Raw genomic sequence first — 13,168 nt, 5'->3', positions numbered from 1 at the left:
GCCTCAAAATCTCCCGTGGCCAGCGGGATTGTCAATTGTCAGGACAACCTGACGTGAAGCCTTCCGGTGGCCCGGCCCGACCGTTACGCTCCGGAGCGTGACGAAGCGCGGCACAGGCCCCGTCCCGGCCCTCCGGCTCGGCGTGGACCGCAGCAGCCCGGTCCCGCTGTACTTCCAGTTGTCCCAGCAACTGGAGGCGGCGATCGAGCAGGGGGCGCTGACCCCCGGCAGCCTGCTCGGCAACGAGATCGAGCTGGCGGCCCGGCTCGGCCTGTCCCGGCCCACCGTGCGGCAGGCCATCCAGTCGCTGGTCGACAAGGGGCTGCTCGTACGCAAGAGGGGCATCGGCACCCAGGTCGTGCACAGCCAGGTGCGCCGCCCGCTCGGCCTGACCAGCCTCTACGACGACCTGGAGGCCGCCGGGCAGCGACCCGCCACCCGGGTGCTGGGGGTGGCCGAGGTGAAGGCCACCGCGGACGTCGCCGCGGCCCTCGGCATCGCCGAGGGCACCGACGTCGTCCGCGTGGACCGGCTCCGGCTGACCCACGGCGAGCCGGTCGCGCTGCTCTGCAACCACCTGCCCGCCGAGCTGGTCGGGCTGCGCGCGGACGAACTGGAGTCGACGGGGCTCTACCGGGTGCTCCGCGCCGCCGGCATCGCGCTGCACAGCGCCCGCCAGCGGGTCGGCGCCCGGCCCGCGACGGCCGCGGAAGCGGCGCGGCTGGGCGAGGAGGAGGGCGCCGCGGTGCTGACGATGGAGCGGTTCACGTACGACGACACGGGGCGCGGGGTGGAATTCGGCTCGCACCTCTACCGGGCCTCGCGCTACAGCTTCGAGTTCCAGTTGCTCGACCGGGGCTGACCGGGCGGGGACCCACGGGGTGACTCGCGGGTAGCCGCGGGTCAGAATGATCGGACAAGGCATTGACTCGGCCCCCGCCCCCGGCTAGAACACCTCCAGCCGCCACGCGGGCGGCGGGGACGACCAGGGAAGAAAGGCGGGTACCCAGATGGCGCGCAGCCGTATGGCCCGTAGCACGCGGGTGTTCGCGGCGGTGGCGACGGCCACCCTGCTGGCGGTCGCCGCGGCGGGTTGCAGCGACTCCGGCGGCAAGGACGCCGAGGAGAACGACGGCGGCGGGGGCGGCGGCGGGGGCGTGAACACGCCCCGCATGGAGATAGCCATGGTGACCCACTCCGCGCCGGGCGACACCTTCTGGGACATCGTCCAGAGCGGCTCCAAGCAGGCCGCCGCCAAGGACAACGTCGAGTTCCTCTACGCCAACAGCGAGAAGGACGACGAGCAGGCGCGGCTGGTCCAGACGTTCGTCGACAAGAAGGTCGACGGCATCATCGTCACGCTCGCCAAGCCGGAGGCGATGAAGAGCGCGGTGCAGGCCGCCGTGGACGCCGGCATCCCGGTGGTGACGATCAACTCGGGCGCGGAGTTCTCCAAGGAGTACGGGGCCCTGAGCCACATCGGCCAGGAGGAGGCGGTCGCCGGCGAGGCGGTCGGCGAGGAGCTGAACGAGCGCGGCCGCAAGAACGCCGTCTGCGTCATCCACGAGCAGGGCAACGTCGGCCTGGAGCAGCGCTGCGCCGGGGTGAAGAAGACGTTCTCCGGCTCGGTGGAGAACCTGACCGTGGACGGGGCGAGCAAGCCCGCGGTGCTCTCGGGGATCCAGGCCAAGCTTGAGGCCGACGGCGGCATCGACTCGGTCGTCACCCTCAACGCGGACGTCGCCGCCTCCGCGGTCGAGGCGAAGGACGCCTCCGGCAGCAAGGCGGAGGTCGCGACCTTCGACCTGAACGCGGCCGTGGCGGCGTCGCTGGAGAGCAAGCAGCTCAGCTTCGCCGTGGACCAGCAGCCCTATCTGCAGGGCTACCTCGCGGTCGACGAGCTGTGGCTGTACGAGACGAACGGCAACGTGATCGGCGGCGGCCAGACCGTGCTGACCGGTCCCGCCATCGTCACCGAGGAGGACGCCCCGGACCTGAAGAAGTTCACGGAGCGCGGCACCCGATGACCGCCACCCTCCCGGCGGACCCGGCGCCGAAGGCGCCGGACGAACGCCTCCTGCACGCCTCCCCGCTGCACCGGCTCCTCGGCCGGCCCGAGCTGGGCTCGGTCATCGGCGCCGTCGCGGTCTTCCTCTTCTTCGCCGTGATCGCGGACAGCTTCCTGTCCAGCCTGGACACCGTGCTGTACGCCGCCTCCACCATCGGCATCATGGCGGTGCCGGTGGCGCTGCTGATGATCGGCGGCGAGTTCGACCTGTCGGCGGGCGTGCTGGTCACCTCGGCGGCGCTGACGTCGACGATGTTCGCGTACGAGATGACCGCCAACGTCTGGGTGGGCGTCTTCGTCTCCCTGCTGGTCACCCTCGCCGTGGGCTTCTTCAACGGCTACATGCTCGTCCGCACCGGGCTGCCCAGCTTCATCATCACGCTGGGCACGTACCTGATGCTGTGGGGCGCCAACATCGGCATCACCAAGAGGATCCAGGGCACGGTCTCGACGAAGTCCATCTCGGACATGCAGGGCTTCGAGTCGGCGCGGGTGCTCTTCGCCTCGTCGATCGACGTCGGCTCGTTCAAGGTACGGGTGACGATCCTGTGGTGGATCGGGCTGGTCGCGCTGGCCACCTGGATCCTGCTGCGGACCCGCTGGGGCAACTGGATCTTCGCGGTCGGCGGCGGCAAGGACGCGGCCCGCGCGGTCGGCGTCCCCGTGCGGCGCACCAAGATCGGGCTCTACCTCGGCGTCGCGGTGGCGGCCTGGATCTCCGGGCAGCACCTGCTGTTCTCGTTCTCCGGGGTGGTGCAGTCCGCGGAGGGCCGCGGTCTGGAGCTGCACTACATCGCCGCGGCCGTGATCGGCGGCTGCCTGCTGACCGGCGGCTACGGCTCGGCGGTCGGGGCCGCGATCGGGGCGCTGATCTTCGGCATGGCCAAGCAGGGCATCGTCTACGCGCAGTGGGACTCGGACTGGTTCTGGTTCTTCCTCGGCGCGATGCTGCTGCTGGCCACGATCCTCAACTCCTGGGTACGCAAGCGCGCGGAGGCGGCCAGATGACGAAGGCCACGGACGACACGGCCGCAGGGTCCGCGGCGGGCCGGCCGCTGGTGGAGCTGGCGGACGTCAGTAAGTACTACGGCAACATCCGCGCCCTCGAGGGCGTCTCCCTCCAGGTGCACCCCGGCGAGATCACCTGCGTGCTCGGCGACAACGGCGCGGGCAAGTCCACCCTCATCAAGATCATCTCCGGGCTGCACCAGCACGACGCGGGCAGCTTCCGCATCGACGGCCGGGACTCCCGGCTGTCGAATCCGCGCGAGGCGCTGGACCGGGGTATCGCCACCGTCTACCAGGACCTCGCCGTGGTGCCGCTGATGCCCGTGTGGCGCAATTTCTTCCTCGGCTCCGAGCCGACGCTGGGCCGCGGCCCGCTGCGCCGGCTCGACGTGGCGAAGATGCGCGCCACCACCCACGCCGAGCTGCTGCGCATGGGCATCGACCTGCGGGATGTGGACCAGCCCATCGGCACCCTGTCCGGCGGCGAGCGGCAGTCGGTGGCGATCGCCCGGGCGATCTACTTCGGCGCCAAGGTGCTGGTCCTGGACGAGCCGACCGCGGCGCTCGGCGTCAAGCAGTCCGGCGTGGTGCTGAAGTACGTCGCCGCCGCCCGCGACCACGGCCTGGGCGTCGTCCTGATCACCCACAACCCGCACCACGCCTACCTCGTCGGCGACCGGTTCATCCTGCTCAAACGGGGGGCCATGGCAGGCAGCCACGCCCGCGCCGGCATCACCCTGGACGAGCTGACCCGCCAGATGGCGGGCGGCAGCGAGCTGGAGCAGCTCAGCCACGAGCTGCAGCGGGAAAAGTCCTAGCCGGAGCGGAGAGAGCCCGCGCCGGAGCGGGGAAACGGGCCTGACCACGCCCGACGCCGTACGCGGCAGCCGCCGCCGCACCCCGCGGCGGCGGCGTGCGGCCCCGCCGCCGCCCGCTGCCCACTCCGCCGTGCGAGGGAGGGGGCCTGTGAGGCAGAATCGGCACACGTCAGCGACTCCCGACAGGGGAAGGGGCCACCCCTTGCGATCACCCGCACCCACCGAGCCGCATCCCCGGCCCGGGCGAGGGGAGCGCCCGTGACGGCCGCCGAGAGGACACCGCACGGCAGCACCGCCCGCGCCACCGTGCTGCGCAGCGTGAGCCACCGCGAGCGGCGCTCGCACCTGACCGCGCCCCGGGTGCCCACCGTGGGCATCGACATCGGCGGCACCAAGGTCGCCGCCGGCGTCGTCGACGCCGACGGGCACATCCTGGAGCGCGCGACCACCGAGACACCCGACAAGTCCAAGAGCCCGAAGGTCGTCGAGGACGTGATCGTCGAGCTGGTCCTCGACCTCTCCGAGCGCCACGACGTGCACGCCGTCGGCATCGGCGCGGCCGGCTGGATCGACGCCGACCGCAGCCGGGTGCTCTTCGCCCCGCACCTGTCCTGGCGGAACGAGCCGCTGCGTGACGCGCTCTCCGAGCGGCTGCGGGTCCCCGTGATGGTCGACAACGACGCCAACGCCGCCGCCTGGGCGGAGTGGCGCTTCGGCGCCGGCCGCGGCGAGGACTATCTGGTCATGATCACGCTGGGCACCGGCATCGGCGGCGCCATCCTGGAGGACGGCCAGGTCAAGCGCGGCAAGTACGGGGTGGCCGGCGAGTTCGGCCACATGCAGGTGGTGCCCGGCGGGCACCGCTGCCCCTGCGGCAACCGGGGCTGCTGGGAGCAGTACAGCTCCGGCAACGCGCTGGTCCGCGAGGCCCGCGAGCTGGCGGCGGCCGAGTCCCCGGTCGCGTACGGGATCATCGACCGCGTCAAGGGCAACGTCGGCGACATCACGGGCCCGCTCATCACCGAGCTGGCCCGCGAGGGCGACGCGATGTGCATAGAGCTGCTCCAGGACATCGGCCAGTGGCTCGGCGTCGGCATCGCCAACCTCGCCGCGGCCCTCGACCCCTCCTGCTTCGTCATCGGCGGCGGCGTCAGCTCCGCGGACGACCTGCTCATCAAGCCCGCCCAGGACGCCTTCCGGCGCAGCCTCACCGGCCGCGGCTACCGGCCGGAGGCGCGGATAGTACGCGCCCGCCTCGGCAACGACGCCGGGCTGGTCGGCGCCGCCGACCTGGCCCGTCTCGTGGCCCGCCGGTTCCGCCGCACCAACCGGCGGCGGGTCGAGCGCTACGAGCGGTTCGCGCAGGTGGTCGGCAAGTGACCCTCCAGGACTCCGGCGAGCGTCCTGTGCGCCGCCACGACCCGGATCCCGCCCAGAATGGGCACATGCATCACCGCCCCCCGCGCCGCGTCGCCCGCTCCTGGAAGGCGTACCTCGCCATCGCCCTGCTCGTCGGCATCCCGCTGGTCTACGGCTGGATCTCCACCCAGCAGAGCCGCGAGAGCGGCCGCGACAAGGCGGAGCGCGCCGCCTTCACCGACATGGAGCCCGGCTGGCCGCCGCGCCTGCTGCGCCGCATCTACCAGGTGCCCGTGCCCGGCGGCGCCGAGAACATCCGCTACTACGAGCAGAACGCGCTGCACGACAGCGCCCTGTACGTCGACTTCACCGCCCCGCAGGAGTCCGTGGACGAGTACCTGGAGACGACCCTCTCGCGCTCCGACGTCCGGCCCCTGCCGCGGCTGAAGGACGGGCTCAACCCCGTCACCCCCGCGCAGGCGGACACCGTCGGCTGGGACTTCACCGAGGGGGACTGGTCGGGGCTGAAGCTCAAGCAGTCCGGCGCGCGCCCGGACGTGTCCATCGTCGTCAACACGGCGGACCCCGAGAACCTCGTGGTGCGTACCGTGTCCACGACGGAGTACTGACGAGGAGTTGTCACCGGCATCATGGAATTGACGAAGAAGGGGCACTCCTGCGTCCGGCTGGCCAAGGACGGCGCGGTGCTCGTCATCGACCCCGGCGGGTACAGCGAGCCGGACGCGGCGGTCGGCGCGGACGCCCTCCTCGTCACGCACGAGCACCCCGACCACTTCGACGAGGGCCGGCTGCGCGCCGCGCTCGACACCAACCCGGCGGCGCAGTTGTGGACGCTGCGCAGCGTGGCGGAGCAGGTCTCCGCGGCGTTCCCCGGGCGGGTGCACACCGTCGGCGAGGGCGACGTGGTCACCGCCGCGGGCTTCGAGGTCGAGGTGCACGGCCAACTGCACGCCGTGATCCACCCGGACATCCCGCGGATCACCAACGTCGGCTACGTCGTGGACGGTGCCGTCTTCCACCCGGGCGACGCGCTGACCGTGCCGGACCGGACCGTCGAGACACTGCTGCTGCCGGTGATGGCGCCGTGGAACAAGGTCGCCGAAGTCATCGACTACGTCCGCGCCGTCGCCCCCCGCCGCGCCGTCGACGTCCACGACGCGCTCCTCTCCGACCTCGCACCGCAGCTCTACGGCCGCATGCTGGGCCCGAACGGCCCGGGCGTGGCCGGCGCGGAGCACCTCCACCTCGAACGGGGCACGACCCTCACGGTGTAGCCCTCCCGCCCCCGGGGACCGGGGGCGCGGGCCGGGGCGACGGGAGGCCCGGGAGCGGTGTCAGAGGGGCGGGGTAGGTTGTGGGCATGGCTGTGCGCATCGCTACGTGGAACGTCAACGGCATCAATCCCCGGCTGCCCCGCATCCTGCAGTGGCTTGAGGAGACCGCGCCCGACGTGGTCTGTTTCCAGGAGCTGAAGTGCACCGAGGAGGCGTTCCCGGGCGCCGCCCTGGCCGGTCTGGGGTACGAGGCGGCGATCCGCGCCGACGGCCGGTGGAACGGGGTGGCGGTCGTCTCCAGGGTCGGCCTGGCCGACGTCACCGTGGACCTGCCGGACCAGCCGCAGTACGAGGGCGTGACCGAGCCGCGCGCCCTGGGCGCGACGTGCGGTCCGGCGCGCGTCTGGTCGCTGTACGTGCCGAACGGCCGCGACGTCGGCCACGCCCACTACGCGTACAAGCTGCGCTGGCTGGAGGCCCTGCGCGAAATGGCCGCGCAGGAGGCCGCGGGCGAGCGGCCGTACGCCCTCCTCGGGGACTACAACGTGGCGCCGAAGGACGAGGACGTCTGGGACATCTCCCTCTTCGGCGGGCACACGCACGTCAGCAAGGCGGAGCGCACGGCCCTCGACGAGCTGCAGAAGTTCGCGGGACTCGGCGAGGTCTATCCGCGCGCGCTGAAGTACGACATCCCCTTCACCTTCTGGGACTACCGCCAGCTCGGCTTCCAGAAGAACAAGGGCATGCGCATCGACCACGTCTACGGCAACGCGGCGTTCACCGCCGCCGTCACCGACGCGTACGTCGACCGGGAGGCGCGGCGGCCGGGCAAGGACAAGAACCCGTCCGACCATGCCCCCGTCGTCGTCGACCTCGACCTCTAGGCCGGCATGCGCCGGGTGTGAGGTGCGGCGCTACGAGCGCGGCACGAGCAGCCCCAGGTCGATCGAGTCCGCCGCCGCCTTCAGCCCCGCGGGCCCGGGGTGGAGGTGGTCCCCGCTGTCGTACGCGGGCAGCAGCCGCTGCGGCCGCTCCGGGTCCCGCAGCACGGCGTCGAAGTCGAGCATCGCGTCGAATTCGGCGTCCGCCCCGGTGGCGTTGGCGCGGATGTACTCGTTGACCGCGGTGCGCCGCGCGTCGACCGCGGGGCTGCAGTCGCCGTAGCCCTCGCACGGCGCGACGGTCGCGGCCACCACCCGCAGCCCGCGGGCCTGCGCCCGCTCGGAGATGCCGCGCAGCCCGGCGATCACCTCGTCCGCGCTGGTGCCCGCGCGGACGTCGTTGATGCCCTCGAAGACCACGACGGTACGGGCCGAGGTCTGCGCCAGCACGTCGCGCTCCAGCCGGTGCTGGGCGCTGACGCCGCCGACGTCGCTGCTCACGCCGTCGCCCTTGTACCGGTCGGTGACGATGCGGTTGGCGGAGATGCCCTGGTTGAGGACGCCGTAGCGCGGCACGTCGTCCTGCGCCCGCAGCCGGGCGGCGAGCACGTCGGGCCAGCGCCGGTTGGTGCCGGTGCCGGAGCTGTGCCCGTCGGTGATGGAGTCGCCGAGCGTGACGACGGAGCCGGGGCCGCCGCCGACGTCGATGCCGGTGAGGAACGGCCAGGTGGCGATGGTGCCGGTGAAGGCATCGGCGCCGGTGTCCGCGGCGCGGTCGCCGCTGCCGTCGGCGCTGATGAACGAGGTCTGCATGGCCAGCGCGTGCACCGGGGCGGCACGGACGGTCTCCGGCAGGTGGATGCTCACCAGCAGGTTCGATCCCGGCGGCACGGTGAAGCGGGCCGGGTCGCTGACCGCTTCGGCGCCGGCGGCGACCGTGGTGCCGGTCCTGCCGCCGAACGTCAGCGGCACCGGCCGGCCCGCGGTCGCGGCGCCCTCGCCCTGCACGGCGACGGTCGCCTGCCCGAACCGTACCGGCGACGCGGCGAAGGTGTTGGCCAGCCGCACGCGGGTGCGGTCGCCGCCCGCGCCGGCGTGCACCACGAGCCGCAGCGTCCGGTCCGTCCACGGCCCCACGGCGGTGTAGCCGGAGGTGCTGGCGGCCCAGCTCCCGGTCCAGCCGGTGGCCTCCGCCCGTACGGAGGCGGCGAAGACGTGCAGGTCGGACTGAGGGCCCGGGTCGTCGGGCAGGGTGAGCGAGGTGATCCGCTTGCCGCGGGTGACCGGCACGGTCACCGCGTACAGCCGGGTGGCCTCGGCCCGCGGCCCCTCCGGGGTGCCCCGCCGCGGCAGTGCCAGCGCCTTGGTGGTCAGCGGCCCGGCGCGCCAGTCCGGCGCGGTCAGGCTGTACGGGCTGGAGCTGCCGTCGGCGTACCCCACGGTGCCGGTGCCGGAGACCCCTGTGCCCGGGCCGCCCGCGGTGGAGCCCGCGACGAGCAGGGAGACGGCGTTGCCCTTGCCGCGCAGCGCGACGGACTGGCCGTCGGCGACGACGTTGTCGGGTGCGCCGCGGCCGTAGCGCGGCAGCCGCAGCCCGGCCGCGTCGATGTCCAGCCTCCGCCCGGGCGTCCAGCCGGCGGCGGCCAGGTCCCCGGCGTACAGGAAGCTGCCCGCGCCGTCGAAGTCCGCGGCGCCGGGGTCGGCGTCGTCGCTGACGGCGGTGTTGTCGAAGAGCTTGGCCAACGGCTGTGGCCCGCCGGGTGGTACGGCGGCCTGGGCGGCCACCGGCACGGCGGTGGCGGCGAGTGCGAGCAGGGTGGCGGTGGTGACGAGGCGAATCCGCAAGGTGGCCCTCCGGGTCCCGGTTCGGCGTCTCGACATGACCAGTCATCTCAGGGGGGCGCAATGAAGCTAGAGAGACACGGGTGAACGGTCAAGACGGCGTTCCGGGAAACACCTGGTGAGCGAATCGGATCCGCGCGCCTGTGGTGCTCCCGCCTGCCCGGATGCGAGGGTGGGGGCATGAACATCTCCTTCCTCGACAACTGGCGTAGACGGCATGGCTCCGGGCGTGAGCAGCGGACGTCGCACCCGGACACGTCGGTCGACCAGGAGGGCGTCGCCGAGCTGCTGAGCGAGTGCGAACTGCTGCGCGTCCAGGCGGAGTCGGCGGGCGTCGAGCTGGACGACACCCCGCGGTCGCTGGAGGAGCTGGACCAACTGCTGCCGCGCTGGCGGGACGACCCGGAGGTCACGCCCTGGCTGGGCAGCGACGCGGGACTCTACCTGGGCACGGTGATCGTACGGACGATCGCGGGTGCGCAGTGGGTGATCGACTCACACGACGGCGCGCCGGTGGTGCGGCTGTCCTCGGGGCGGGAGATGGACGTGCTGGAGATCGGCGCGGAGTGGGCGGCGAACGGGGCGCCGGAGCTGTCCCAGATGTACGCCGAGGTCGCGGAGGGCTGACGCGCGGCGCGCCGGCCCGTCAGCCGGTGAAGGCGATGTCGTACTCCAGCCGCCAGCGGTCGGCCCGTACCACCGCTTCCGAGGTCTCCACCGCCCGGCCGCGCTCGTCGTAGTGCGTGCGCTCCACCGTCGTCACGCACTGCCCGGGCGCGCAGCCCAGGGCCTCCGCCTCCGCCGTCGTCGCCGACCGCGAGCCGACCAGCTCCGCGGCCCGCACCACCCGGATCCCGATGGCCGCGAACCGGCCGCGGACGCCGCGCCTGGCGTACGGGCCGCGCTCGGGGAAGACCACGTCCGTGCCGTCGGTGAAGGCCAGCGGCTCCCAGCTCACGGCCAACTGCACCGGCTTGCGGTCGGCCAGGTACTCGTACTGCGTGCACATCACCCGGTCGCCGACCGGGATCCCGAGCCGGCGCGCGGCCTCCCGCGGCGCGGGCCCGGGCGTGGAGACCGCCTCCCAGGTCAGCGTCACCCCTTCGGGCACCAGCCGGGCGGCGAAGGGGGAGTCGACCGCGCCCGTGCTGCGCAGCAGGCTGCCCACGGGGGTGCGGTCGGCGACGAACACGCCGCGGCCGAACTGCCCGTGGGCGTAGCCCGCGGCCTTCAGTACCCGCACGGCCCGGTCGACGGTCTGGTCGCTCGCCGCGTACGCGCGCTTGAGCTGGGAGCGCGACGGGATCTGCGCCCCCACGGACAGCTCACCGCCGTCGATCCGCTCGCGCAGATCGTCGGCGATGCGCTGGTACACCGGCTTGGCGTCGCCCATACCCGGGGGCTCCTCTCCCGCAACTCGCCCGACAGGCTAGGTACTCAGGGAGCGAATGCGTACCTAGGTCCTGTCTGGCAAACGGCGCTGTCCGCCCTCCGCGACAGAGGCGCGATCTGCCGGACAGGACCTGGGGTCGGCTTCCGTGCCGCGGTGGCCGCCGGGCGTGCGCTCCGGCCGCGCGGGCGCGGCGTGGCGGGGTCACGACTTGCCGTGCTTCCCGTTCGGCTGGGCGAGCGGCGTCTGTGCCTGCTTGGTCACGTCCCCGACGAGTTCCACCACATCGGGTCCGTACGACTGCGAGTTGACGACCTTCAGCAGCAGGACGAAGGAGTTGCTGCCGTACTTCCGGTTCAGCCGGCTCTCGTTCTTCACCAGATAGCGCATCGCCGCCTGGTTGGTGATGGAGCGCTGGCCGCACGAGAGGAAGACCGGCCTGGCCTCCTGGCCCGCGGAGAGCCGGGCCAGCAGCACGTGCTCGCTGACCCCGTTCTCCAGCCGGTAGCGCTCCGTGCCCACCGCGAACGCACCGCGGTCGGGGCCCGGCTCGGGGTCGGTGTTGATCCGTACCCCCGGCAGCAGGGACTGCATGTGCGCGGCCATGCGGCGGTTGGATATCGGGGTGCCGACGCAGAACTCGGTGCGGTCGCCGAACGTCTGCTGCGCGGTGTCCTGCGCGACGACCTGCACGTGCGCCCCGCAGGACTTGATCACCGCGGACAGCTCCAGCAGGGCGAGCGCGTCGTGCTTGGCCACGCTCCAGTCCCCGCCGCCGGCGTCCCGGTTCACCACCACCAGGGCCTCCGAGTTGCGCGGCAGCCCGAAGAAGCGCTCCCGGCGCCGGTGGCGGCGCCCGACGAGGCTGCCGCGCGCGTACCACCCGAGCGCGGCGCCGACCACGAGGCCGGCGGCGGCCGAGACGAGGACGAGGATGGGTTCGCTCATGACCGGGCATGCTAGCGGTCGTCCGTAACATTGTTCGAGGCTGCCGTAGCTCAGGTTCCGTTTACCGCGGCTGCAAAGCCCCCGTAGCGCGGACGAAACACAACGGGTGTCGAATGCCCGCCGTGGCGGAACAATCGCTGCCGCCGGAAATGGCGGAATTCGCGCGATTCTTGCGGCAGATCACAGGATGGCTGGACGAAGGGGCCGGCTGGTACGGAGTCTTTCGCCGCGGCGATCCCGACGGGCTGCAAGCCTGCCTGGACGGCTCCGCACCGGCCCCGTGGGACGTCGTCGAGTCGCTCCTGCACGACCTGGCCGAGCACGCCGGACGGCGTACGGCGGACGCGGCGCTGCCGCGCGCCCGCGATCTGCACCGCGCCGCCGTCGCCGCCCACGACGCCCGCCGTCCCGACCCCGCCGCCCTGACCGCGGTGCTCCGCGCCCGGCTCGCGGAGCACCGCACGGCGGAGGAGGACGCCCAGCGGCTGCGCGACCGGCTGGCGGTGGAGCGCAACCCCTGGACGGCAGAGCAGCTGGAGTACGAGCTGGCGTGGGTGCGCGACGACGCCGCCCGCGCGTCCGCCCGCTGTGCGGAACTGCGCGGCCGGATCGAGGCGCTGGCGCGGCAGGCGCCGGGCCGGGAGCCCGCGCCCCCGCCCCCGGCGGCACTCCGGGGCGCCCGGTTCGCGGGAGCCGCCTCGGCGCCGCCGCCGGTGCTGCCCGCCGTGGGCGGCGCGTACGAGGGCGTGCCGCCGGACGCCGCCGAGGCCGGCGCCGCCGTGCCGTCCCCGCCCCGGGGCGCCCGGTTCCCGGGCCCCGTTGCCGAGGGGGCCGGCGGTCCGCCCGCGGCCGGGACCCCCGAGCCGGCCGCCGTGCCGTCCGTACCGCCGCCCAGCGGCGCCCGGTTCGCCGGCGCCGGGTCCGGGGGCGGCGGGCGGCGCCGGAAGGACGCCGCGGAGGCCGACCGCGCCGCCGCCCGGCGCGCCGCTGCGCGCCGGCTCGCCGGCGAGACCGCCGCCGCCGTGGCCGCCCTGCGCGACGCGGGCCGTACCGGCGAGGCGTACGCCCGGCTCAGCGCCGCCGCGGCGGGCCCGCCGGAGGCGCTGCCCGACCTCGCCGCCGAACTGGAGCGCACCGCCGGCGCCGCAGAGGTGGCGACCCTGCTGTGGGAGGCCGCCGCGCTGCCCCCCGAGCGGCTGACCGGGGCCGCGGACGCGTTCGCCGCCGCCGGCCGTGCGCGCGAGGCGCTGCAGCTCGTCCGGCACGCCGCCGCCCGGCCCGTACCCGAGCTGGCCGCGATCCTCTCCGCCCTCCACCGCGCGGGCCGCGACCGGGAGTCGGAGGAACTGCTCGACGCCTTCGCCGCCTCCCGCGGCACCGACGAGGCGGTCGAGCTGGCCGGGGCCGATCCCGGCCGGCTCGTGCCGCAGTTGCTGCGCGCCGCCCGCCGCGGGCCCGCCCAGCGCCACCGCCGGCTCGCCCTTGCGATGCGCTCCGCGGGCCTGCCGGGTGCGCCCGAATCAGCCTGAACCGGGCCGTTCCGCCCGGCCGGTGTTCGG

The 13,168-nt window shown here is 73.7% G+C and carries 13 protein-coding genes; 10 read left to right on the top strand and 3 right to left on the bottom strand.

Features of this window, described 5'->3' with window-relative positions; all coding sequences use genetic code 11:
- Positions 1 to 97: 97 nt before the first annotated feature.
- From FB457_RS08680 to FB457_RS08645, 8 genes are all read left to right on the top strand, one after another.
- Complete coding sequence (locus FB457_RS08680; RefSeq protein WP_047018761.1) at positions 98 to 862, top strand: GntR family transcriptional regulator; 765 nt, start codon at positions 98 to 100, stop codon at positions 860 to 862.
- Between the two features lie 163 nt (positions 863 to 1,025).
- Positions 1,026 to 2,027: a sugar ABC transporter substrate-binding protein gene (locus FB457_RS08675; RefSeq protein WP_047018762.1), complete on the top strand. Its 1,002-nt coding sequence runs from the start codon at positions 1,026 to 1,028 to the stop codon at positions 2,025 to 2,027.
- Positions 2,024 to 3,076 (top strand): ABC transporter permease, encoded by a 1,053-nt coding sequence (locus FB457_RS08670; protein ID WP_047018763.1) that lies wholly within the window; start codon positions 2,024 to 2,026, stop codon positions 3,074 to 3,076. Before FB457_RS08675 ends, FB457_RS08670 begins: the two co-directional genes overlap by 4 nt.
- Entirely contained in the window at positions 3,073 to 3,894 is an 822-nt protein-coding gene (locus tag FB457_RS08665; RefSeq protein WP_047018764.1) for an ATP-binding cassette domain-containing protein, read from the top strand. Before FB457_RS08670 ends, FB457_RS08665 begins: the two co-directional genes overlap by 4 nt.
- A gap of 258 nt (positions 3,895 to 4,152) precedes the next feature.
- Complete coding sequence (locus tag FB457_RS08660; protein ID WP_047018765.1) at positions 4,153 to 5,274, top strand: ROK family glucokinase; 1,122 nt, start codon at positions 4,153 to 4,155, stop codon at positions 5,272 to 5,274.
- Positions 5,275 to 5,339: 65 nt separating this feature from the next.
- Complete coding sequence (locus tag FB457_RS08655) at positions 5,340 to 5,882, top strand: hypothetical protein (RefSeq protein ID WP_047018766.1); 543 nt, start codon at positions 5,340 to 5,342, stop codon at positions 5,880 to 5,882.
- Between the two features lie 21 nt (positions 5,883 to 5,903).
- Entirely contained in the window at positions 5,904 to 6,548 is a 645-nt protein-coding gene (locus tag FB457_RS08650; protein ID WP_145781406.1) for an MBL fold metallo-hydrolase, read from the top strand.
- A gap of 92 nt (positions 6,549 to 6,640) precedes the next feature.
- On the top strand, positions 6,641 to 7,432 hold the full coding sequence (locus tag FB457_RS08645) for an exodeoxyribonuclease III (protein ID WP_047020482.1): 792 nt from the start codon (positions 6,641 to 6,643) through the stop codon (positions 7,430 to 7,432).
- A 30-nt stretch (positions 7,433 to 7,462) separates the two neighbouring features.
- On the opposite strand, the gene FB457_RS08640 is transcribed toward FB457_RS08645, so the two are convergent.
- The gene (locus FB457_RS08640) at positions 7,463 to 9,274 is read right to left on the bottom strand and encodes an SGNH/GDSL hydrolase family protein (protein WP_145781405.1); all 1,812 of its coding nucleotides are present in this window, start codon (positions 9,272 to 9,274) and stop codon (positions 7,463 to 7,465) included.
- Positions 9,275 to 9,451: 177 nt separating this feature from the next.
- Here FB457_RS08640 and FB457_RS08635 point away from each other — a divergent pair, with 177 nt between their 5' ends.
- Positions 9,452 to 9,898: a DUF6278 family protein gene (locus FB457_RS08635; protein ID WP_047018769.1), complete on the top strand. Its 447-nt coding sequence runs from the start codon at positions 9,452 to 9,454 to the stop codon at positions 9,896 to 9,898.
- A 19-nt stretch (positions 9,899 to 9,917) separates the two neighbouring features.
- Here FB457_RS08635 and FB457_RS08630 read toward each other — a convergent pair whose 3' ends face one another.
- Positions 9,918 to 10,664: a GntR family transcriptional regulator gene (locus FB457_RS08630; RefSeq protein ID WP_047018770.1), complete on the bottom strand. Its 747-nt coding sequence runs from the start codon at positions 10,662 to 10,664 to the stop codon at positions 9,918 to 9,920.
- A 201-nt stretch (positions 10,665 to 10,865) separates the two neighbouring features.
- Positions 10,866 to 11,609, bottom strand: coding sequence for a hypothetical protein (locus FB457_RS08625; protein ID WP_047018771.1), 744 nt, complete (start codon positions 11,607 to 11,609; stop codon positions 10,866 to 10,868).
- 170 nt (positions 11,610 to 11,779) lie between these two features.
- Between FB457_RS08625 and FB457_RS08620 the strand changes: the two genes are divergently transcribed.
- Positions 11,780 to 13,138, top strand: a complete 1,359-nt coding sequence (locus tag FB457_RS08620) for a hypothetical protein (protein WP_253911475.1) — start codon at positions 11,780 to 11,782, stop codon at positions 13,136 to 13,138.
- Positions 13,139 to 13,168 lie beyond the last annotated feature (30 nt).

This window comes from Streptomyces sp. CNZ287, assembly GCF_007827615.1.
Note: the sequence above shows the minus strand (reverse complement) of the source record. Positions and strands in the feature narration are given on the sequence as shown.